The sequence below is a fragment of the Pseudomonas sp. GW821-FHT02A11 genome, assembly GCF_059421985.1.
In genome coordinates this window covers 51,036-70,340 of sequence record NZ_JBWKWB010000015.1, presented here as the reverse complement: position 1 = coordinate 70,340, position 19,305 = coordinate 51,036, and the positions used below count along the sequence as shown (strand labels likewise).

22 protein-coding genes are annotated in these 19,305 nt (G+C 61.3%); 10 read left to right on the top strand and 12 right to left on the bottom strand.

Features of this window, described 5'->3' with window-relative positions; translation table 11 throughout:
- Positions 1 to 2: 2 nt before the first annotated feature.
- The 3 genes from map to AC07V9_RS19915 all read right to left on the bottom strand — a co-directional run bounded on the left by map (position 3) and on the right by AC07V9_RS19915 (position 1,476).
- Positions 3 to 788: a type I methionyl aminopeptidase gene (map, locus tag AC07V9_RS19925; protein ID WP_495017368.1), complete on the bottom strand. Its 786-nt coding sequence runs from the start codon at positions 786 to 788 to the stop codon at positions 3 to 5.
- The gene (locus AC07V9_RS19920; RefSeq protein ID WP_495017367.1) at positions 785 to 1,039 is read right to left on the bottom strand and encodes a ParD-like family protein; all 255 of its coding nucleotides are present in this window, start codon (positions 1,037 to 1,039) and stop codon (positions 785 to 787) included. The genes map and AC07V9_RS19920 overlap by 4 nt, the downstream gene beginning before the upstream one ends.
- 95 nt (positions 1,040 to 1,134) lie before the next feature.
- Positions 1,135 to 1,476, bottom strand: a complete 342-nt coding sequence (locus AC07V9_RS19915) for a helix-turn-helix domain-containing protein (protein WP_495017366.1) — start codon at positions 1,474 to 1,476, stop codon at positions 1,135 to 1,137.
- 204 nt (positions 1,477 to 1,680) lie between these two features.
- Here AC07V9_RS19915 and AC07V9_RS19910 point away from each other — a divergent pair, with 204 nt between their 5' ends.
- Positions 1,681 to 1,833, top strand: coding sequence for a hypothetical protein (locus AC07V9_RS19910; protein WP_495017365.1), 153 nt, complete (start codon positions 1,681 to 1,683; stop codon positions 1,831 to 1,833).
- A gap of 18 nt (positions 1,834 to 1,851) precedes the next feature.
- Here AC07V9_RS19910 and AC07V9_RS19905 read toward each other — a convergent pair whose 3' ends face one another.
- From AC07V9_RS19905 to AC07V9_RS19885, 5 genes are all read right to left on the bottom strand, one after another.
- Positions 1,852 to 2,064 carry a hypothetical protein gene (locus AC07V9_RS19905; protein WP_495017364.1) on the bottom strand — a complete coding sequence of 71 codons (213 nt, stop codon included), beginning with the start codon at positions 2,062 to 2,064 and terminating at the stop codon, positions 1,852 to 1,854.
- Between the two features lie 160 nt (positions 2,065 to 2,224).
- A complete protein-coding gene (locus tag AC07V9_RS19900; RefSeq protein WP_495017363.1) occupies positions 2,225 to 3,256 on the bottom strand; it encodes an Ldh family oxidoreductase in 1,032 nt (343 codons plus the stop codon).
- Positions 3,257 to 3,530: 274 nt separating this feature from the next.
- A complete protein-coding gene (locus AC07V9_RS19895) occupies positions 3,531 to 3,956 on the bottom strand; it encodes a GNAT family N-acetyltransferase (protein ID WP_495017362.1) in 426 nt (141 codons plus the stop codon).
- A 116-nt stretch (positions 3,957 to 4,072) separates the two neighbouring features.
- A complete protein-coding gene (locus tag AC07V9_RS19890) occupies positions 4,073 to 4,339 on the bottom strand; it encodes a PepSY domain-containing protein (protein WP_495017361.1) in 267 nt (88 codons plus the stop codon).
- Between the two features lie 246 nt (positions 4,340 to 4,585).
- Positions 4,586 to 4,774: a hypothetical protein gene (locus tag AC07V9_RS19885; RefSeq protein ID WP_495017360.1), complete on the bottom strand. Its 189-nt coding sequence runs from the start codon at positions 4,772 to 4,774 to the stop codon at positions 4,586 to 4,588.
- Between the two features lie 212 nt (positions 4,775 to 4,986).
- On the opposite strand from AC07V9_RS19885, the gene AC07V9_RS19880 reads away from it, so the two are divergent.
- Both AC07V9_RS19880 and AC07V9_RS19875 read left to right on the top strand, forming a co-directional pair.
- Positions 4,987 to 6,804 (top strand): monovalent cation:proton antiporter-2 (CPA2) family protein, encoded by a 1,818-nt coding sequence (locus AC07V9_RS19880; protein ID WP_495017359.1) that lies wholly within the window; start codon positions 4,987 to 4,989, stop codon positions 6,802 to 6,804.
- A gap of 90 nt (positions 6,805 to 6,894) precedes the next feature.
- Complete coding sequence (locus AC07V9_RS19875) at positions 6,895 to 7,029, top strand: hypothetical protein (protein WP_495017358.1); 135 nt, start codon at positions 6,895 to 6,897, stop codon at positions 7,027 to 7,029.
- Here AC07V9_RS19875 and AC07V9_RS19870 read toward each other — a convergent pair whose 3' ends face one another.
- The gene (locus AC07V9_RS19870) at positions 7,030 to 7,905 is read right to left on the bottom strand and encodes a LysR family transcriptional regulator (RefSeq protein ID WP_495017357.1); all 876 of its coding nucleotides are present in this window, start codon (positions 7,903 to 7,905) and stop codon (positions 7,030 to 7,032) included. It lies immediately after the preceding gene.
- Between the two features lie 227 nt (positions 7,906 to 8,132).
- Between AC07V9_RS19870 and AC07V9_RS19865 the strand changes: the two genes are divergently transcribed.
- Both AC07V9_RS19865 and AC07V9_RS19860 read left to right on the top strand, forming a co-directional pair.
- Entirely contained in the window at positions 8,133 to 9,662 is a 1,530-nt protein-coding gene (locus tag AC07V9_RS19865; protein ID WP_495017356.1) for an MFS transporter, read from the top strand.
- Positions 9,663 to 9,846: 184 nt separating this feature from the next.
- Positions 9,847 to 10,104, top strand: a complete 258-nt coding sequence (locus AC07V9_RS19860) for a DUF2790 domain-containing protein (protein WP_495017355.1) — start codon at positions 9,847 to 9,849, stop codon at positions 10,102 to 10,104.
- Here AC07V9_RS19860 and AC07V9_RS19855 read toward each other — a convergent pair whose 3' ends face one another.
- The 3 genes from AC07V9_RS19855 to AC07V9_RS19845 form a co-directional block, all read right to left on the bottom strand.
- Positions 10,105 to 11,241, bottom strand: a complete 1,137-nt coding sequence (locus AC07V9_RS19855) for a glycerate kinase (protein ID WP_495017354.1) — start codon at positions 11,239 to 11,241, stop codon at positions 10,105 to 10,107.
- Positions 11,242 to 11,531: 290 nt separating this feature from the next.
- A complete protein-coding gene (locus tag AC07V9_RS19850) occupies positions 11,532 to 12,617 on the bottom strand; it encodes a sugar diacid recognition domain-containing protein (RefSeq protein WP_495017353.1) in 1,086 nt (361 codons plus the stop codon).
- 264 nt (positions 12,618 to 12,881) lie between these two features.
- Positions 12,882 to 13,589 carry a FadR/GntR family transcriptional regulator gene (locus tag AC07V9_RS19845; RefSeq protein WP_495017352.1) on the bottom strand — a complete coding sequence of 236 codons (708 nt, stop codon included), beginning with the start codon at positions 13,587 to 13,589 and terminating at the stop codon, positions 12,882 to 12,884.
- A 341-nt stretch (positions 13,590 to 13,930) separates the two neighbouring features.
- On the opposite strand from AC07V9_RS19845, the gene AC07V9_RS19840 reads away from it, so the two are divergent.
- The 5 genes from AC07V9_RS19840 to pncA all read left to right on the top strand — a co-directional run bounded on the left by AC07V9_RS19840 (position 13,931) and on the right by pncA (position 19,173).
- Entirely contained in the window at positions 13,931 to 15,280 is a 1,350-nt protein-coding gene (locus AC07V9_RS19840) for an MFS transporter (protein WP_495017351.1), read from the top strand.
- A 70-nt stretch (positions 15,281 to 15,350) separates the two neighbouring features.
- Entirely contained in the window at positions 15,351 to 16,694 is a 1,344-nt protein-coding gene (gudD, locus tag AC07V9_RS19835) for a glucarate dehydratase (protein ID WP_495017350.1), read from the top strand.
- 146 nt (positions 16,695 to 16,840) lie between these two features.
- Positions 16,841 to 17,494, top strand: a complete 654-nt coding sequence (locus tag AC07V9_RS19830) for a DUF1345 domain-containing protein (protein ID WP_495017349.1) — start codon at positions 16,841 to 16,843, stop codon at positions 17,492 to 17,494.
- A 63-nt stretch (positions 17,495 to 17,557) separates the two neighbouring features.
- On the top strand, positions 17,558 to 18,523 hold the full coding sequence (locus tag AC07V9_RS19825) for a D-2-hydroxyacid dehydrogenase family protein (RefSeq protein WP_495017348.1): 966 nt from the start codon (positions 17,558 to 17,560) through the stop codon (positions 18,521 to 18,523).
- Complete coding sequence (pncA, locus tag AC07V9_RS19820; RefSeq protein WP_495017347.1) at positions 18,523 to 19,173, top strand: bifunctional nicotinamidase/pyrazinamidase; 651 nt, start codon at positions 18,523 to 18,525, stop codon at positions 19,171 to 19,173. Before AC07V9_RS19825 ends, pncA begins: the two co-directional genes overlap by 1 nt.
- The last annotated feature ends 132 nt before the right edge of the window (positions 19,174 to 19,305 follow it).

Below are 19,305 nucleotides of genomic sequence, written 5' to 3'. Positions count from 1 at the left end.
CATCACACTTCAGGGTAATCGCCTGTGCCATCCGGCCACGGGGTGAGCAGCTCAAACCCGGTCGGGGTCACCGCCACCATGTGCTCCCACTGCGCTGACAACGATTGGTCGCGGGTGAGTACGGTCCAGCCATCGTCCAGCACATGGGTACCGGGCTTGCCGGCGTTGATCATCGGCTCGATGGTAAACACCATGCCCGGCTTGAGCTTGAGGCCCTTCCCCGCTGCGCCGTAATGCAGCACCTGCGGTTCCTCATGGTACTTGCGACCGATGCCATGGCCGCAGTACTCACGCACCACGCTGAAGCCTTCGCGATAGGCCACGGTCTGGATCGCATTACCAATGTCGCCCAGCGTCGCACCGGGCCGTACCGCATGAATGCCAGCCAGCGTCGCTTCGTACGTGGTCTCGACCAGTCGTTTGGCCAAGGGGCTGACTTCGCCGACGTAATACATGCGACTGGTGTCGCCGTACCAGCCATCCTTGATGACGGCGACGTCGATGTTGACAATGTCGCCTTCCTTCAAGATGTCGTCTGCAGAAGGAATGCCGTGACAAACCACCGTGTTGGGGGAAATGCAGGTGGTCTTGGTAAAGCCGTGATAGCCGACGTTGGCCGGGATCACCTTGAGTTCGTTGACGATGTAATCGTTGCAGATGTCGTCCAGCGCCTCGGTACTAATACCGGGTTTGACGTGCTGGGCAATCATCGCCAGCACATCCGCTGCCAGACGCCCCGCGACGCGCAGCCCCACCAGATCCGCTTCACTCTTGATGCTGATGCTCATCGCGACACCGCCCGAGTCTGGGGTTCATCGTCTACAGACTCCTCTGAGGCCGCTTCCAGCAATGGGTCCCCCGACGCTTCAGCGCGAATGAGCAACTGGCAGATATCGCTGTAGTTAAGGCCCGGGTTGAGTTCAGCGAGCATGCCGACACGCATCCAGTGTTCGGCCTGCGCATTGATCGAGCGGCTCAGCGCGGCGCTGGCCGAGCGGAGATTGGCGTGCATCTGTTCGGAAATTTTGACCAGCCCCATGGATAAACCTCGCTATGAATATACGAAGCATATACGTTTCATATATTCACTCGCAAGCAGCCAGCGCCCATCCCAAGCCCGAACCAACCAGAGCTTCAGGACTGTGTTGCCTCCATCGCGCATTCGGACAACGAAGTGGCCAGCTGGGAAATCGCGTCCTGATCGTCTTCGCTCAACGCGCGGTAATGGGTGATGATCGCGCGCTCGGCCTCATTCAGCGAATCGACTGTCATGGGCGTGCGCTTGCCAGACACCACGAAAAGTACGTCCACACCCTTTTTCTCCAGCGCAGCGAGATAGTCGGATCGGGGGATGCGCTCTCCGCTTTCGTATTTGCCTTGGGCATTGGCTTCCACGCCTCCGATCGTGCCGAACTCCTGCTGGGACAGTCCGAGGCGTTTGCGCTCTTCTTTCAATCGTGAACCAAGATCTTTCATAAACACGGGCCTCGGGGTGGTGGTCGTTGGGGCAGGACGCTGTTTAATGCAAGACCCCATCGGTCCGGTGGAGTTGCGGTTCCCCCGACAATTGTTCAAGCTTTGCGCTTTGGGCCTCAGGATATTCCCGGTACGGCCGATAGATTCGGATGGAGAGTTTGCCTTTTTGCAGGCAACCCGATTGTGTAGTTCGGAGACCCAGACGTGATCACATTTATCCTGGCTTGGTGCGCCCTGTCGCTGGTGGGAACCCTGTTTGCGGTCAGCCTGATCAGAATGGGCAAAAAGCGCCAGCCTGAAGCTGATGGCACCGCGACTCGCGAAGCCGTGACCGCACCCATTCCCCAGAAAAACTGAGTTAACACCTGCTGCCCTTCACTCGGCAGCGAGGTGCGCCTGCTCGCCCGCGTGATGCTGCGCCGAACTGACCAGCGTCAGGTCAGCCATCCCCAGACTGAACTGACGCACGCCGGCTGCCAGAGCAAGAAAATCCTCGCGCTGCATCGCATTGCCCCAGACGCTCTCGAACGAGGCTTCGGCGGGCTCGGCCGTGAATGATTGATTGGTGTGGGCAAGATTGGTTTGCATGGTCATTCCCTCTTTCTCGAATACTGTTTAAACATACAGTATTTTCATCTCCACACAAACGCAAGCCATATGTCGACGAGCGGTCGTGTCTGATTCGAGTGAGAGATCGACGGCAGTCTCAGCGTTCTGAAGCTGCCGGTTCCACTTGAATGCGCAAGTTTCAGACGCCAGTAAGCTCTTTAAGGCGTGCCAGGTCCCCAGCCGACAACACGATGCCTTGGGCCAAGGACTTTTCCCGCTGACGATAGCGACGATCCCCTGGCATGCGCTCCTGGCCCACGCCGTGCATCTGCCGCACCAGCTCTTCACTGCGTTGGGCGAAGGCTTGGCCGCTGCCTTTGTCAGGGTCGATAACGATGATGGTCTGACCAGTCCACGGGGTTTGCGCGCCCGGCTTGCTGGACATGTCGAACTCGAACGAGAAGTTGCCCCCGGTGAGCGCCGCCGACAGCAGCTCGACCATCATCGACAACGCCGAGCCTTTATAGCCTCCGAATGGCAATAGCGCGCCGCCATCGAGAATCGCCTGGGGATCTTCGGTAGGTTGCCCGGCGCGGTCGACGCCCATGCCCAGTGGCAGCCGGTGCCCTTCCCTCGCGGCAATCTGCACGTCGCCGTGGGCGATGGCGCTGGTGGCCATATCGAAAACGATCGGATCGCTTCCTGCCCTTGGCGCGGCAAAGGCGATCGGGTTGGTGCCGAACAGCGGTTTTTGCGCGTCGTGGGGCACCACGCAGGTCATGCTGTTGACCACGCTCAGGGCCACCAGACCTTCCTGGGCAAAGGGCTCGACGTCCGGCCACAGCGCCGCGAAGTGGTGCGAGTTGCGAATCGCCAGGATCGCGATGCCGGCACTGCGCGCCTTCTCGATCAACAGCGCCTTGGCCGCCTGCATCGCCGGCTGGGCGAAACCGCCCGCGGCATCGACCCGCACGAAACCTGCACCCACATCCTCAACCTTGGGCACTGCTTGCCCGTCGACCCAACCGGCGGCCAGTGACGACAGGTAACCCTTGATGCGGAAGATCCCGTGACTGTGCGAGCCGTCGCGCTCGGCGCTGGCGCAGTTCTCAGCCAGCACGCCTGCCACCTCGGCCGAGGTGCCGTGGCGCAGAAAAATCTGGCGCAGCAATTCGGTGAGGTCAGCGAAGGAAATCGTCTGGGTATCAACGGGGTCGCGGGATGCAGACATCTGAAGCTCCGGTGTGATTATTGGAAGTGGAAGCCAAACAGAACGTGAACGAGCGTCAGGAGAGTACTGCGCGCGAACCACGGGGTAAACAGCGCGCCTGCTGCTTGCTTCACGTTCGCCCTGAGCCGATAAGGATCGATCCATGGAGCGTCAGACCTTCGTACTCGGCGCCAGATTCGTTGCGTATGCTCTGCCTTGTACCTGTAAAGTCCCTGCAAGCCGCAGGCCAATGCGTTGTCCTGGTCGATCGATCCAGCGCTTTCGCTGGCGCAGGTCAGTCCAGGCGCTTCTGGAAGAACAGCCGTTGATGGCCCGGAGGGTAATCGTCCAAATGGCCGAACACCTGATAGCCGTGCATGCGATAGAAGTCGGGGGCCTGGAAATCGAAGGTGTCGAGCCAGACCCCGACGCAGTTGCGCTCCCGGGCAAACGCTTCGGCCATATCCATCAATTGACTGCCCATGCGTTGACCCCGCGCCTGCTCGGGCACCACGAGCAGCTCGATGAACAGCCAGCGGTAAAGAATGCGGCCGTGCAACCCGCCAAGCACCACGTCGGTGGTTTCGTCGCGCACGAAAAAGGCGAACTTCTCCGACAGTCCGTCACCCGCCTTCGCGGCGTTATAGGCCTTCAACGGTTCGAGGATCTGCAGACGTTCGTCTTCGCTGGGGTTGCTCTTGAATTCGATTCGCACACTCATGCATCGCTTCCTGCTGACATGGAAAGGGAGCGCAAGAGTGTCGGATTGGGTGAAGTGAGTAAAGCGCAACGCAAGGTGGGAGCGACCGGTTGGCGCTCCCACGTTTGAGACGCCGATCAGTCTTTCTGATCGCGCAGGATATTGCCGGAGGTGCCGTCGATACGGAATTCGTAGGTCAGGCTGTCAGCCTTGCGCCCCTCGCCTTCCCAGTAGCCATTGTCGTCGGCTTCGATCTTGTAGATCTGGGTGTAACCCGCAGACTTGGCTTTTTCGATGGCCTTCTCGATGGTGATCCAGCCCGGGCCCGGCTTGTCCGCGAGAGCGAACGGTGCGGTGGCCAGAGCGGCAGTGGCAAGAACGGCGGCAGTCAGTGTCTTGATCATCTTTGAACTCCATTTCCCTTTGCGGGCTTTATACGTGCGATTTTTTGGAGTTCACGGGGGAAAAAATAGTTCAGGCGGGGTTGTGTAACGGGGTGATGCAAAACATGGCGCAGATTGTCGCCGCAAGTGACGACCTGTGGGAGCGAATTCATTCGCGAATGGCCCGTACAGACGCCGAAGATCTGTCGCCTGGACCCAAGTCTCGCGAATGAATTCGCTCCCACAGTACGTTTGGCCGGCAGCCGATCAGCGTTTGACCTTGCGTCGCATGACGCCGTTCAGCACCACCACAACGACAGCCACGAACATGGCGATGTACTGGAAGGTCTTCTGGTCGAGCACGCCGATGGTCTGCAAGTGCGACAGGCCGAGCATGATCGCCAGCACGCTCAGGGCGATGAGGATCGAGTAAATCAGACGCTGTTTGTGGGTCATTGCGGGGGTCCTGAAAACGGTGGAGAGCATTCGCACAACGGCAAACGCGCCGCATATCTTACGCTGTCACAAAGGTGATAGCACCCTGTGCCAGTGCGCCCGATACTGCGGCGAAGCGTCTCGGTCACGCAATCCTGACACTTTGCCGTGGTTTAATACGCACTCGTTACATTTCATGTAAGAAATTTTCCCGTCGTAGAAAGGAGTCCCCAATGCCCCATGAAGGCAGCCTGTTACAGGCCGCAGTCGTGTTTCTGCTCGCCGCCGTTCTGACCGTGCCGCTGGCCAAGCGCCTGCAACTGGGCGCAGTGATCGGTTACCTGATCGCTGGCGTGATCATCGGCCCTTCAGGCCTGGGCCTGATCGGTAACCCGCAAAGCGTGGCGCACATTTCCGAACTGGGCGTGGTCTTGCTGTTGTTCATCATCGGCCTTGAGCTGTCGCCCAAGCGCCTCTGGGTGATGCGCAAATCGGTATTCGGCGTCGGTCTGGCGCAGGTGTTGCTGACGGGCCTGGTGATCGGCACGGTCGCCCTGCTCGGCTTCGGTCAGCCGCTGAACAGCGCGGTGGTGCTGGGCTTGGGGCTTGCGCTGTCGTCTACCGCATTCGGTCTGCAGAGCCTGGCGGAGCGCAAGGAGCTGAACGCACCTCACGGCCGGCTGGCCTTTGCCATTCTATTGTTTCAAGACATTGCAGCGATCCCGCTGATCGCCCTGGTGCCGATGCTCGCAGGCGGCGATCACGATGCGTCTTCGAGCGACTCTCTGCGCCACGGCCTGCAAGTATTGGGTGGCATTGCGGCGGTGGTGGTCGGCGGTCGGTATTTGCTGCGCCCCGTGTTTCGCATCGTCGCCAAAACCAAGTTGCAGGAAGTGTCCACGGCCACTGCGCTGCTGGTGGTGATTGGCACGGCCTATTTGATGGATCTGGTCGGCGTGTCGATGGCGCTGGGCGCCTTCCTCGCCGGCCTCCTGCTGGCCGATTCGGAGTATCGCCACGAGCTGGAATCGCAGATCGAACCGTTCAAGGGCCTGTTGCTGGGCCTGTTCTTCATCAGCGTCGGCATGGGCGCCAACCTGGGGCTGCTACTGAGTTCACCGGTCACCGTGCTGGCGCTGACGGTTTTGCTGATCGCCCTAAAGCTGCCGCTGCTGTTCTTCGTCGGCCGACTGGCCGGTGGGCTGGGCGCGCAAAGTGCCTTACGCCTGGGTCTGGTGCTGGCGGCGGGTGGTGAGTTCGCGTTCGTTGTCTTCAAGATCGGGCGCGATCAGGGCCTGTTCGATGCCGGCCTCTATGACACACTGGTGCTGACCATCACGTTGTCCATGGCGCTGACCCCGCCTCTGCTGCTGATCATGTCGCGCTGGCTCAAGCCCAAGCCGGTGGTCAAGGAAGTGCCGGAGGAATACAAGGAAATCGAGTCCGACAACCCGCGTGTGGTCATCGCTGGCATGGGCCGTATGGGCCAGATCGTGGCGCGTATCCTGCGGGCACAGAAGATCCCTTTCATTGCCCTGGACACCTCGGTGGAAACCATCGAGTTCACCCGCAGTTTCGGCAACGTGCCGGTGTTCTACGGCGACCCGCTACGCCCGGAAATCCTGCGCGCCGCCAAGGTGGATCAGGCCGAATACTTCGTCATTGCCACGGACGATCCGGACACCAACATCAAGACCGCGGAGCTGGTGCGCAAGCTGTACCCGCACCTGAAGATCATCGCCCGCGCCCGAAACCGTCAGCACGTTCATCGCCTGATGGACCTCGACGCCCAAGCCGTGCGGGAAACCTTTTATTCCAGCCTTGAGATGACCCGCCGCACCTTGATCGGCCTGGGCTTGAGCGAGGCTCAGGCGGCCGCGCGGATCAGCCGTTTCAAGCGTCACGACGAACAGGTGCTCAATCGCCAGCACATGATCTACGACGACGCCGCCAAGGTCATGCAGAGCGCGCTGGAAGCCCGTACCGAACTGGCCGAGCTGTTCGAGTCCGACCGCATGGATGAAGAAGCCGAACTGGCTGCCAAGGGCTGATCGTTCACGAAACAGCCGGCCTAACGGCTCAGCGCGACCACAAACTCCAGAAAGGCGCGCAGCTGGCAGAACCTGTTCACCTCGCAAGGGATGAGCAACCCGCTGCCGCGCATGCAGATGCTCGATGGTTTCAATGAAGGCTGGATTCGCTTCGAAGGCCTGCCGCGCAAAGGCCGGGTGGACTTGAAAACCGTGCTGCAGGGGCTGCTGGCTTGGCAGGAATGATCACGCTTCCCGCGATGCCTTCACGTGCTCGATGAAACGCGTGACGGCAGGCGCCTTCTCGTAGCGGCGGTGGATCAGCGACAGGTGGGACGTGGGTTGGCAGTCCTCGATGCGTCGATAGAGCACATTGGGCAAGCGAATGTGATCGACCACCGACTCAGGCACCACGGCCACGCCCTGGCCGAGACTGATCAGCGCCACCACTGACACCAGCCCACCTGGCTGCGGCCCGAGGGTCGGGGCAAATCCCCCTTGGGCCGCGACCTCCAGAGTGCCAGATATCTGCTCGGGCAGAATGAAGGTTTCGTTTTGCAGGTGCAGCGCGTTGATCGACGCGAGTTTGCACAGCCATGAGCTCTCCGGCAGCGCGAGGGCAAAGCCTTCGGTCAGCAGCTTCACAGCGTTGACCGACTCCGGCAGGTTCATGGGAGAACGAATGAAACCCACGTCCAGTCGCCCTTCTTCGATCATGCGTGGCAATGCGGGCATCAACTGCTCCGTGATCGCGAAATCGACATCGGGATGGCGCTGACGAAAGTCACCCACCTGACGCTGCAACACCCCGGAAAACACCGCCGACGCCACATACCCCAACTCGATCTTGCCCGCCTCGCCCCGCCCGGCGCGCTGCACGTTGTATTGCGCAGTTTCGAACTGGCGCACAGCCAGTTCCGCTTCAATCTGTAACGCTCGACCTGCGTCGGTCAGGCGGACCTCACGCTGCTCGCGCACGAACAATCGCGTGCCCAGTGCGCTTTCCAGGTCTTGGATCTGGCGAGTCAGGGTGGGTGGCGCGATGCCGAGTTGTTCAGCGGCGCGGGTGAAATGCCGATGCCGCGCCACGGCGAGAAAATAACGGAAGTGACGAATTTCCATGTGTCGTTACCTTTGAGGTAATGAAATGGTTTGAGGCAGGTAATAACACCTACTACATCCGGCGATATGCTGAGTGCCATCAAATTGGTGTAGACGCACGCTTGCCCGCGATAGCCGTATGTAAGAGCACATATCTATGACAGAGCTGACGCCATCGCGGGCAAGCGCGCTCCTACAGGCCGACCCGACTGAGCATTAGCTGAAACCTAACACCCGGAGCCTTCACCATGCCACACCCCTCTCCCCGCATGACCCTGCTGACTGCATCGGGCGTGTGTTCACTGATTGTGCTCGACACCAACATCGTCGCCGTCACCTTGCCAAGTATTGCTCGGGATCTGGGGGCCGGCTTCGCCGACATCGAGTGGGTGGTCAGCGCTTACATGCTGGCGTTCGCAGCCCTGTTGTTGCCCGCGGGCAGCCTGGCCGATCGCTTCGGGCGCAAGAAAATGCTGCTGATGGGGCTGGTGCTGTTCATCCTCGCGTCACTGGGTTGTGGCGCGGCGCCCAACATCGTGTTTCTCGACATCGCTCGTGCGCTGAAAGGGGTCGGCGCCGCGTTACTGCTGACCTCGGCGCTGGCGACCATTGGCCATGTGTTTCACGATGAAGCCGAGCGGGCCAAGGCCTGGGCGTTCTGGGGCGCGTGCATGGGGGTGGCGATGACCGCAGCGCCCACGGTGGGCGGCCTGATCGCCGAGTTGGTGGGCTGGCGGTGGATTTTCTATCTCAATTTGCCAGTGGGACTTGTGCTGCTGAGCATGGTCCTGCGCAACATCGGTGAGTCGCGCAACGAGCAGTCGGCGCGCCTCGACCCCGTGGGCAGCCTGCTGTTCAGCGCAAGCCTGGCGAGCCTGATCTGGGGCCTGATCGAAGCCAACCGCATCGGCTGGGACAACCCGCTGACCTTTGCCCGCCTGGGCGGCGGCGCCCTGCTGCTGGGCCTGTTCGTCCTGGCCGAACGCCTGCAGCGTCGGCCGATGGTCGATCTGCAGCTGTTCAAGTCACCGCGTTTTATTGGCGCGTTGTTGGGGATGTTCGCCTACGCCGGCTGCGCCCAGGTGATGATGACACTGCTGCCGTTTTACCTGCAAAACGGTCTGGGCTTCAGCGCGATCAGTTCGGGGCTGGGCATGCTGCCGTTTGCCCTCACTATGCTGCTGTGCCCGCGGTTGGGGCCCACACTCTCTCGTTATTTGTCCCCCGCGGCGATGATGGCATTGGGTCTGACGCTGGTCAGTCTGGGCAACCTGCTGTGCGCTTGGGCCACTGCCCTCGGCGGCTATCCGGCATTTGCCGTGGCCATGGCCGTGACTGGGGCTGGCGCCGGGCTGCTCAATGGCGACACCCAGAAAAACATCATGGCCTGCGTGCCCCGCGAGCGCACTGGCATGGCCTCAGGGCTAAGTACCACCATGCGTTTCAGCTCGATCATGCTGGCGATCGGCGTATATGGCGCGCTGCTCGCCAGCCATACGCTCAAGGCGCTGAATGCGAACCTGCAAAACGTCGCGCCGCAATGGCTGGACCAAGCCGAATACATGGCCTCGCGGGTGGTCGCCGGGGACATGACTGCGGCGCTGCAAGCACTGGATGCCAGCGCGCGCGAGGTGGTGCAGCCGTTGGCGCAGCAGGCGTTTGTCAATGGATTTGCATCGGTGTTGTGGGTCGTCGGGGGCGTCGGATTGTTGGCTGCGTTGCTGGTCGGGACGTTGATGCGCAAGCCGATTGTGCAGGTGCAATTGCAGGCGGCCTGATCTACCGCTTCGCTGCCGTCGTAACCTCCGACGTCTCCTACAAGGTGTTGTGGTGATTCCCACAAAGGTGAGCAGCGCAAGCAAGACTTCATGAACTGAAATTTCAGAGCGGAGGGAATAACCCTCCCCGCGCTTCGTCATACGGGCTCAAGAAAGTCATTGAACCCGCTACGAGGAAGCCCCCATGAAAAACACACTGATTGCCCTGACCCTGACCGCCCTGAGCAGCCTGGCCCTGAATGCTCACGCCGATGTGAAGAACATGCCGCAGGTCGAGGAATACACTTACGGCACCAAGGTCGACGTCGCCGAGGTCACCAAGATGCCGAACCTGAATTTCTGCGGCGTGCGCCCGGTTGACCTGGGTTACGTCGATCACATGGGCAAGGCCCACACGCTACGTTACGAAACCAACGGCAACGCCTGCCTTGGCAACAACTGATCAGCGCGAAGCCAGCTGCCACACCCGCGCCAGGTCCCGGGCGCGGTCATGCAGCAGGGTCGCGGCGTCTCTGCACGCCTGCTCCAGGGTCATCGGGCCGCTGGTCAGGGCGAATGCCGCGCTGATGCCGTGCTCGTAAAGATCGGCATAGCCCTCGCCCAAGGTGCCGGCCAGCACGATCACCGGCACGCCCTTGCGCTGAGCGATCTTCGCCACACCGAACGGCGTCTTGCCGCGCAACGTCTGGGCATCGAAACGGCCTTCGCCGGTGAGCACCAGATCGGCGTCTTCAAGGGCTTCGGCGAGGCCTGTGAGGTCAGCCACCACTTCCACGCCTGGACGGAACGAGGCATTGAGGTAGGCCTTGGCGGCGAAGCCCATGCCGCCCGCTGCGCCGCTGCCAGGATGGTCGCTGTCGTCCTTGCCCAGCACGCGGGCGGATTGTTCAGCGAAATGCCCGAGGGCGGCGTCCAGCGCCAGCACTTGTTCAGGCGAGGCGCCTTTCTGTGGCCCGAAAATGTGCGAGGCACCCTGAGGGCCGCACAGCGGGTTGTTGACGTCAGCGGCGACTTCGAACTGCACGTCCCTGAGGCGGGTATCGAGTTTATCAAGATCGATGCTCGCGGCCCTGGCCAGCGCCAGACCGCCCGGCGGCAAGGGTTGATCCTGCGCATCGAGGAAACGCGCACCGAGGGCGGACAACATGCCGGTGCCTGCGTCGTTGGTGGCGCTGCCACCGATGGCGAGAATGATGCGCTGAGCACCGGCATCCAGTGCAGCGGCGATCAACTGGCCGGTGCCGAAGGTGGTGGTGATCGTCGCGTCGCGTTGCTCCAGGGTCAGCATCTGCAAGCCGCTGGCCATGGCCATTTCAATGATCGCGGTGCGGGTGTCAGCCAGCCAGCCCCATGGCGCCTGAGCCGGTTGCCCCAACGGGCCGCTGACCTGATTCGTCATCCATTGCCCGCCGCAGGCCGCCAGCACGGCCTCGATGGTGCCTTCGCCGCCGTCGGCCATCGGGCATTCGACCAATGTTGCGTCTGACCACACGTCGCGCAGACCACTGGCGATCGCCTGGGCCACACCTTGGGCGCTGAGGCTGTCCTTGAAGGAATCCGGGGCAATGACGATCTTCATGGTGATTCTCCTTGTTCGATAGTCGCGATCTTCGCATGGCCGCGAGGATTTTCCGCCAGCCTCTCGCACAATCGGAAGTAGAGGCCGTTGTTCATCCGAACAAAACCAAGCGCGCTGATTAAGCGCTATCGAAGCCCGACTGCACGCGGTTGCCTTGCCTGTGGGGCGAATTCATTCGCGAGGCGGCATTTGAGGTATGAAAATCTTCCGACTGTACCAACGTCTCGCGAATGAATTCTCTCCCACAGAGAACCTCAGCGCTGCCGATGGTTGAGGCTGTCGCGCATCCTCTATCGCGCCACCATCTGCATGCCCAGGTACAACCTCAACAACTCATCGGTGCGATACGGGTCGCAACCGCAGAGCTCGGCGATCTTTTCCAGCCGATAACGCAGGCTGTTGCGGTGAATCCCCAAGGCATCGGCGCAAGCCTGGCTTTCGCCGCTGTAATCGAACCAGGCGCGCAGGGTGTCGAGCAGTTGCCCGTTGCCTTGCAGGCGCAGCACCGGCTCGGCCACGCCGTTGGCCAGCCAGTCGTGACGGTTGCGCCAGAACAGCACCGCCAGACGATGGCTCGCCAGCCTCAACAGCCGGTGCTGCGGCTGAACGTGGCGGGCATAATCCAACAGATCGCGGGCGGCAGCGCAGGCGTTACGTAAAGTCGCCAGATCCGCAGACGCCTCCACCGTCGCCATGCGCACCACGGGCCAGCCCTGCTCGTCGAACTGCTCCAGCAGCAAGGCATCGTCGCGGTCCTTGCCCGCCGCGCGACACCAATAGACCAGACTCGGCTCACAGGACACGCACCAGCTGTTGGCGTAACGCCCGTTGAGCCACGCCGCCAGCTGACCGGCATAGGCCGCATCGGCAGGCAGCTCGATCAACACCGCCTGACGCGGCAATTGCGGCTGCAACCCCAGTTGCTCAGCCTCATCAATCAGGTGCGCGGCGCTGTCGCCCAGCAACAGGCGCGACAGCAGATCCTCGCTGCGCTGATGCCGCCACTGCTGATCGGCCTGCTGGCGGCGGTGCTCCATGAGCATTTCTGCGGTCATCTTCACAAGCTCGGCGTAGACCCGTACCTGATCCGGCTCACCCGTGATGCCCAGCACCCCGACCAGCTTCTGATCCAGCATCAACGGCAGGTTCACTCCCGGCCGCACGCCGTTCAATTGCTTGGCCGTGTGGGAATCGATCTCCACTACGCGGCTATTGGCCAGCACCAGCTGCGCCCCTTCATGGCGCGTGTACAAGCGCTCAGCCTCGCCGCTGCCAATGATGATCCCGAGGTAATCCATTACGTTGACGTTGCACGGCAGAATCGCCATCGCCCGATCGACGATGTCCTGAGCCAGGGCGTGATCAAGGGCAAACATGGGGCACATCCGGGAAGCGAGGAGATTGGAGGGTCATACACATCACGCATTGTTTTTGTAGGTGGTGGGAGTCTGCCTGATTTTTGCGCCGAGTTCCCGCATGGCAATCTGCGCCCTTGGACCCGCACATCCGGCAAGGGTAGATCACCTTGTGGGAGCGAATTCATTCGCGAGGCGGCGGTACGGTCGATAAACGTGGGCCGAATGTACTGTGCTCTCGCGAATGAATTCCCACAGGGTATGCAAACTGTCCGAACCTGCTTGTCAGTCCACCGGCGCCAGCCGCTCGCGGCTGTTGCTCAGGTGTGTCCACATCGCGGCGCGGGCGGCGTCGGGGTCCTGGCGTCTGATGGCGGCGAGGATCGCCTCGTGTTCCAGGTTCGCCAGATAGGCGTGATGGGTCAGGCTCGACCCCGCCCGCTCACTGGTCGCAATCCGACTGCGCGGGATCACGGCAGGGCCCAGATTCTGCAAGATCTCGACGAAATACGGGTTGCCGGTGGCCTCGGCGATCAGCAGGTGAAAGCGCCGATCGGCTTCCACGCAACTGTCTTCCTTGGCCAGCAGGTCCTGGTAGTCGTCCAGCGCCAGGCGCATTGCCGCCAGTTGCGCCGAGGTGCGGCGTTGGGCTGCCAGCGCTACCGCCTGAGTCTCAAGGCCCATGCGCAGCTCAATGATGTGGCGCACGCTGAAGGCGGTTTCCACCCTCAAATGAAGGCCGCTCTGTTCCGCACGCGCCAGCACGAAGGTCCCTTTGCCCTGGTGGGTCTCCACCAACCCTGAGGCCTGCAGCTTGGAAATCGCCTCGCGCACCACGGTGCGGCTCACGCCATGCTCGCGCACGATCTCGCTCTCGGACGGCAGTTTTTGCCCCGGCGCGATGCTGCCCATGAGGATGCGCTGGCTGAGGTCCGTAACCAGATCCGTGGCCAGGTTGTGCTGCCGTCGTTTGGGGATTGAGGGCGATTGCATGGGCAGGTTGTCCTATCAGTGATGCGTCATCGGGTTACATGACCCGCTGACGCACTTGTATTTTTTAAGATTAACGAGGCAGCGCGAGCCACCTGTTTGTCGCCTGCGCTGCTTACCCAACTCTACTGATAAGCCCACTAAATAAAGGTTTCAACAGGGTTCCCCACTCATTCAACTTGTCAGACAGGCGAGAATATTCCGCCCCTATATTTCCCACAACCCCTGCAAAACCGCTTGCGAAGATCAATTGCACTTGTATGATGACTAACAACAAGGCGCACACACCTTGTCACATACGTAAGCAACAACCCGCATAAAAATAATCAGTGGGAGTCAACAAAGTGAACACACCCTCATCACGCGTGGATGACGTGTCCGATTCCGTCTTGCACTCGGCGGTCTCCAAGGTCAAACGCCATATCCTGCCGCTGTTCGTCATCATGTTCATCGTCAACTACATCGACCGGGTTAACATCGGCTTCGTACGTAGTCACATGGAACACGATCTGGGCATTGGCGCAGCCGCCTACGGTTTCGGCGCCGGCCTGTTCTTCATCGCCTACGCGCTGTTCGAAGTCCCCTCTAACATCCTCATGCAGAAAGTCGGCGCCCGCCTCTGGCTGACCCGGATCATGTTCACCTGGGGCCTGGTCGCTGCCGGCATGGCCTTCATCCAAACCGAGACCCACTTCTATATCCTGCGTTTCCTGCTGGGTGTGGCCGAAGCCGGGTTCTTTCCGGGGGTGATCTACTACTTCACTCGCTGGCTGCCCGGCGTCGAGCGCGGCAAGGCGATCGCCATCTTCCTCAGCGGTTCGGCATTCGCTTCGCTGATTTCCGGCCCTCTCTCCGGCTTGCTGCTGAAAATCGAAGGCCTGGGCATGCACGGCTGGCAGTGGATGTACCTCATCGAAGGCCTGTTCTCGGTGGGACTGTGCTTCTTCGTCTGGTTCTGGCTGGATTCCAAACCCCAGGACGCCAAGTGGATGACCCAGCCGGAAAAAGACGCGCTGACCCACGCCATCGACGAAGAGCAACGTGCCCGTGAAGCGGCAAGCCCGGTGAAATTGTCCATCGGCCAGTTGCTCAAGGACCCGCAGATCATTCTGTTTTGCCTGATGTACTTCTTCATTCAATTGACGATCTACGCCGCCACCTTCTGGTTGCCGAGCATCATCAAGAAAATGGGCGATCTGAGCGACTTCCAGGTCGGCCTGTTCAACTCGATCCCCTGGTTCATCGCCATCGTCTGCATGTACGGCTTCGCCAGCGCGTCGGCCAAGTGGAAGCACCAGCAGGCCTGGGTCGCCACCGCGCTGCTGATCGCCGCGGCCGGGATGTTCATGTCCACCACGGGGGGCCCGGTGTTCGCCTTCGTCGCCATCTGCTTCGCGGCCATGGGCTTCAAATCGGCATCGTCGCTGTTCTGGCCGATTCCGCAAGGCTATCTGGATGCGCGCATTGCAGCGGGCGTGATTGCCTTGATCAACTCGCTGGGCAACCTCGGCGGCTTCGTCGCGCCAACGGCCTTCGGCATTTTTGAACAGCAGACCGGCTCGATTCAGGGCGGCCTGTATGGTCTGACCGCGACCTCGATCATCGCCGCAGTTCTGGTCTTCACTGTGCGTACTGCGCCCAAGCCTGGTGTCGTGCCGCAGGCCAAGGCCGACGCCACGCCAAGCCATTCCTGATGCATTGAACACCCTGAAACCTCGTTTTGATGGCGCCCGTGCGGCGCCCCGTAAACCCAAGGATTTAGCCATGACCACGCAGAATTCCGGCAGCACCCCCGTCATCACCGAGATGCAGATCATCCCGGTCGCCGGCCACGACGACATGCTGCTCAACCTGAGCGGCGCCCATGGCCCGTACTTCACCCGCAACATCGTGATTCTCAAAGACAACGCAGGCCACACCGGCGTCGGTGAAATCCCCGGCGGCGAGAAAATCCGTCAGACCCTGGAAGACGCCCGCGCGCTGGTGGTCGGCAGCACCATCGGCAACTACCAGAAGATCCTCAACGACGTGCGCCGCACCTTCGCCGAGCGCGATGCGGGGGGCCGTGGCCTGCAGACGTTCGATTTGCGCATCACCATTCACGCGGTCACCGGCATCGAAGCCGCCGTGCTTGACCTGCTCGGTCAGCACCTGGAAGTGCCGGTCGCCGCCCTGCTCGGTGAAGGCCAGCAGCGAGACGAAGTGAAGATGCTCGGTTACCTGTTTTACGTCGGCGACCAGAAGAAAACCAACCTGCCGTACCGCACCGAAGAAGACGCCGACAACGAATGGTTCCGCGTGCGTCACGAAGAAGCCCTGACCCCGGAGCGCGTGGTGCGTCTGGCGCAAGCGGCGTTCGAGCGTTATGGCTTCGAAGACTTCAAGCTCAAGGGCGGCGCGCTGAGCGGCGATGCCGAGATCGAAGCGGTCACCGCGCTGGCCGAACGCTTCCCGAAAGCGCGCATCACCCTGGACCCCAACGGCGCCTGGTCGCTGAAGGAAGCGATCCGCCTGTGCCGCGATCAGCACAAGGTGCTGGCTTACGCCGAAGACCCGTGCGGCGCCGAAAACGGCTACTCGGGCCGTGAAGTGATGGCTGAATTCCGCCGTGCCACCGGCCTGCGCACCGCCACCAACATGATCGCCACCGACTGGCGTGAAATGGGCCACGCGATTCAACTGCAATCGGTGGATATCCCATTGGCCGACCCGCACTTCTGGACCATGCAGGGTTCGGTGCGCGTGGCGCAGATGTGCAACGAGTGGGGCCTGACCTGGGGTTCGCACTCCAACAACCACTTCGATATTTCCCTGGCGATGTTCACCCACGCCGCCGCGGCCGCGCCGGGCAACATCACCGCCATCGACACCCACTGGATCTGGCAGGACGGCCAGCGCCTGACCAAAGCCCCGCTGCAGATCATCGGCGGCAACGTGCAGGTGCCGAAAAAGCCGGGGTTGGGTGTCGAGATCGACATGGATCAGGTCGCCAAGGCCCACGAGCTGTACAAGGGCATGGGCCTGGGTGCGCGGGACGACAGCGTCGCGATGCAGTTCCTGATTCCCAACTGGAAGTTCAATAACAAGCAGCCGTGCCTCGTTCGCTGACCTCACGCGAAAGGCTGCCTGCAACAGAACCACGTTAACTGCCATATGGCGACCGGCGCGTACCCCCTTGCGCGCCGTTTTTCTTCATCCGCTGCACCGTGCATGGCGTGCTAAGGTTCCAGCATCCCGCTGCCATGAAGCCGTCCATGTCCCATCTGACCCAGACCCACCCTCGCCTGACCATCGCCATCGGCCTTGGCGTCGTTGCAGGTATCGTTGCCGCCATCGTCGCGCCCTCCATCACTCTCACCAGCAAATGCCTGATCGCCTGGAACGTCGCTGGCTGGGTGTACATGCTGCTGATCATGATCCGCACGTTCAAATCCAATGCAGAAGACGTCAGACGCATCGCCGAGATCGAGGATGAGAACGCGGGGCTTGTGCTGGTGGTGGTCTGCGTCGCAGCGATTGCAAGCCTGGCGGCGATTGTCCTGGAACTGGCCGGGATCAAGGACATGTCGGCCAGCGACAAGGCCCTGCACTATGCCTTTACCGGCTTCACCATCGTCGGGTCGTGGCTACTGATCGGGATGATTTTCAGCCTGCATTACGCGCGGATGTTTTACACCTGGGATGGCGACGACGCGGCGCTGAGATTCGCCGACGCCGAGCAGAACCCGGATTACTGGGACTTCCTGTATTTTTCTTTCACCATCAGTGTGGCGGTGCAGACCTCCGATGTCGGCGTGGCCACCCGTGATTTGCGCAAGGTGGTGCTGGCGCAGTCGTTGATCGGGTTTCTGTTCAATACGTCGATTTTGGGATTTTCGATCAATATCGCGGCGGGGCTATTCAACTGACCACCTCTCAGGCGTATGTTGGCCTGCACAAATCCAATGTGCTCTTGAACGAGGCCTAACCGAATGACTCAGGGTTCCGCGCTGAGAATTGCCGTACTCGATGACTGGCAGTCCGTTGCCCAGGATGTAGTGGACTGGAGCGTACTCAAGCCGATTGGCGACGTCAGCTTCCTTCACGACTATCCCGCCGACACCGCCACCATGGCCACCCGACTGAAAGACTTCAACGTGATCTGCGTGATGCGTGAACGCACGATCTTCGACGATGCTCTGCTCAGCCAGTTGCCCAACCTCAAGCTGCTGGTCACTGGCGGCATGCGCAATGCCGCGCTGGACCTGAAGGCCGCTGCGCGCCTGGGCATCACGGTTGTCGGCACCGACAGCTATAAATATGCAGCCCCCGAGCTGACCTGGGCGCTGATCATGGCCGCCACGCGCAACGTCGTCGATGAGGCCAACTCCCTGCGCGCGGGCCACTGGCAGATCGGCATTGGCAGCGATCTGTATGGCAAGACGCTGGGAATTGTCGGCCTGGGCAGCATCGGTCAGAAGATCGCTCGCTACGCTCTGGCCTTCGACATGAAGGTCATCGCCTGGAGCGAAAACCTTACCGCCGAACGTGCCGCCGAGCATGGCGTGACCTACGTCAGCAAGCAGGCCTTGTTCGAGCAGTCCGACATCATCTCGGTCAACCTGGTGCTCAGCGATCGCAGCCGCGGGCTGGTAGACGCACAATCCCTGAACCGCATGAAGCCTACGGCGTATCTGGTGAACACCGCGCGCGGCCCGATCGTCGATGAAGATGCGCTGATCGAGGTGCTCAAGCAGAAGAAAATCGCCGGCGCCGCGCTGGACGTCTACAGCGTTGAGCCACTGCCGGCCGATCATCCGTTTCGCAGCCTGCCGAACCTGCTGGCGACACCCCACGTGGGTTATGTCACTGAGAACAATTACCGGATGTTCTTCAGCCAGATGATTGAAGACATTCAGGCCTGGCACGCAGGTGCTCCGATTCGGGTGTTCAGCTGATGACCGCGCCACTCTTTCGTCTGCCGTCAGACCCGCGAGCAGCCTTGCTGGTCATCGACATGCAGTACGACTTCATGCCCGGCGGCGCGCTGGCGGTGGCCGAAGGCGATGCCTTGGTGCCGCTGATCAATCGGCTCGGCGCGCAGTTTCGCCATGTCGTGATCACCCAGGACTGGCACCCGGCCGGGCACATTTCGTTTGCATCGAGCCATGCCGGGCGCGCGCCGTTCGACAGCATCACCCTGCCCTATGGCCCACAAACCCTGTGGCCGGATCACTGCATCCAAGGCACGCAGGGCGCTGCGCTGCATGCCGATCTCGACATTCCCCATGCGCAGTTGATCCTGCGCAAAGGCTGCAACGCCGGCATCGACAGCTATTCGGCGTTCGTCGAGGCAGACCGCACCACCCAGACGGGGCTGGCGGGCTATTTGAAGGAACGCGGGGTCGACAGCGTGTTTGTGGTGGGTTTGGCGCTGGACTTCTGCGTGGCCTGGTCGGCGCTGGATGCACGGGCAGCGGGGTTCAACACCTGGGTGATTGCCGATGCGTGCAAGGCGATCGACCTGGTTGGGTCGCTGGAGCAGGCGTGGCGGGATCTGGCTGCGGCGGGTGTGGTCAGGATCGACAGTGCTGATCTGACGGCCTGAACCAGACCACCACCGCATTTGCGACAAGCTGGAACCTAACGTGCGCTTAGGGTCCTCTGTGGGAACGAATTCATTCGCGAAAGGCCCGTTCAGGCACCACATCTTCATCGCCTGAACGCTTTTTCGCGAATG

Bases quoted from the DNA above. Each gene is read 5' to 3' on its own strand.
- map (WP_495017368.1), bottom strand. From the start codon at position 788: ATGAGCATCAGCATCAAGAGTGAAGCGGATCTGGTGGGGCTGCGCGTC.
- AC07V9_RS19920 (WP_495017367.1), bottom strand. From the start codon at position 1,039: ATGGGGCTGGTCAAAATTTCCGAACAGATGCACGCCAATCTCCGCTCG.
- AC07V9_RS19915 (WP_495017366.1), bottom strand. From the start codon at position 1,476: ATGAAAGATCTTGGTTCACGATTGAAAGAAGAGCGCAAACGCCTCGGA.
- AC07V9_RS19905 (WP_495017364.1), bottom strand. From the start codon at position 2,064: ATGCAAACCAATCTTGCCCACACCAATCAATCATTCACGGCCGAGCCC.
- AC07V9_RS19900 (WP_495017363.1), bottom strand. From the start codon at position 3,256: ATGTCTGCATCCCGCGACCCCGTTGATACCCAGACGATTTCCTTCGCT.
- AC07V9_RS19895 (WP_495017362.1), bottom strand. From the start codon at position 3,956: ATGAGTGTGCGAATCGAATTCAAGAGCAACCCCAGCGAAGACGAACGT.
- AC07V9_RS19890 (WP_495017361.1), bottom strand. From the start codon at position 4,339: ATGATCAAGACACTGACTGCCGCCGTTCTTGCCACTGCCGCTCTGGCC.
- AC07V9_RS19885 (WP_495017360.1), bottom strand. From the start codon at position 4,774: ATGACCCACAAACAGCGTCTGATTTACTCGATCCTCATCGCCCTGAGC.
- AC07V9_RS19880 (WP_495017359.1), top strand. From the start codon at position 4,987: ATGCCCCATGAAGGCAGCCTGTTACAGGCCGCAGTCGTGTTTCTGCTC.
- AC07V9_RS19875 (WP_495017358.1), top strand. From the start codon at position 6,895: ATGAGCAACCCGCTGCCGCGCATGCAGATGCTCGATGGTTTCAATGAA.
- AC07V9_RS19870 (WP_495017357.1), bottom strand. From the start codon at position 7,905: ATGGAAATTCGTCACTTCCGTTATTTTCTCGCCGTGGCGCGGCATCGG.
- AC07V9_RS19865 (WP_495017356.1), top strand. From the start codon at position 8,133: ATGCCACACCCCTCTCCCCGCATGACCCTGCTGACTGCATCGGGCGTG.
- AC07V9_RS19860 (WP_495017355.1), top strand. From the start codon at position 9,847: ATGAAAAACACACTGATTGCCCTGACCCTGACCGCCCTGAGCAGCCTG.
- AC07V9_RS19855 (WP_495017354.1), bottom strand. From the start codon at position 11,241: ATGAAGATCGTCATTGCCCCGGATTCCTTCAAGGACAGCCTCAGCGCC.
- AC07V9_RS19850 (WP_495017353.1), bottom strand. From the start codon at position 12,617: ATGTTTGCCCTTGATCACGCCCTGGCTCAGGACATCGTCGATCGGGCG.
- AC07V9_RS19845 (WP_495017352.1), bottom strand. From the start codon at position 13,589: ATGCAATCGCCCTCAATCCCCAAACGACGGCAGCACAACCTGGCCACG.
- gudD (WP_495017350.1), top strand. From the start codon at position 15,351: ATGACCACGCAGAATTCCGGCAGCACCCCCGTCATCACCGAGATGCAG.
- AC07V9_RS19830 (WP_495017349.1), top strand. From the start codon at position 16,841: ATGTCCCATCTGACCCAGACCCACCCTCGCCTGACCATCGCCATCGGC.
- AC07V9_RS19825 (WP_495017348.1), top strand. From the start codon at position 17,558: ATGACTCAGGGTTCCGCGCTGAGAATTGCCGTACTCGATGACTGGCAG.
- pncA (WP_495017347.1), top strand. From the start codon at position 18,523: ATGACCGCGCCACTCTTTCGTCTGCCGTCAGACCCGCGAGCAGCCTTG.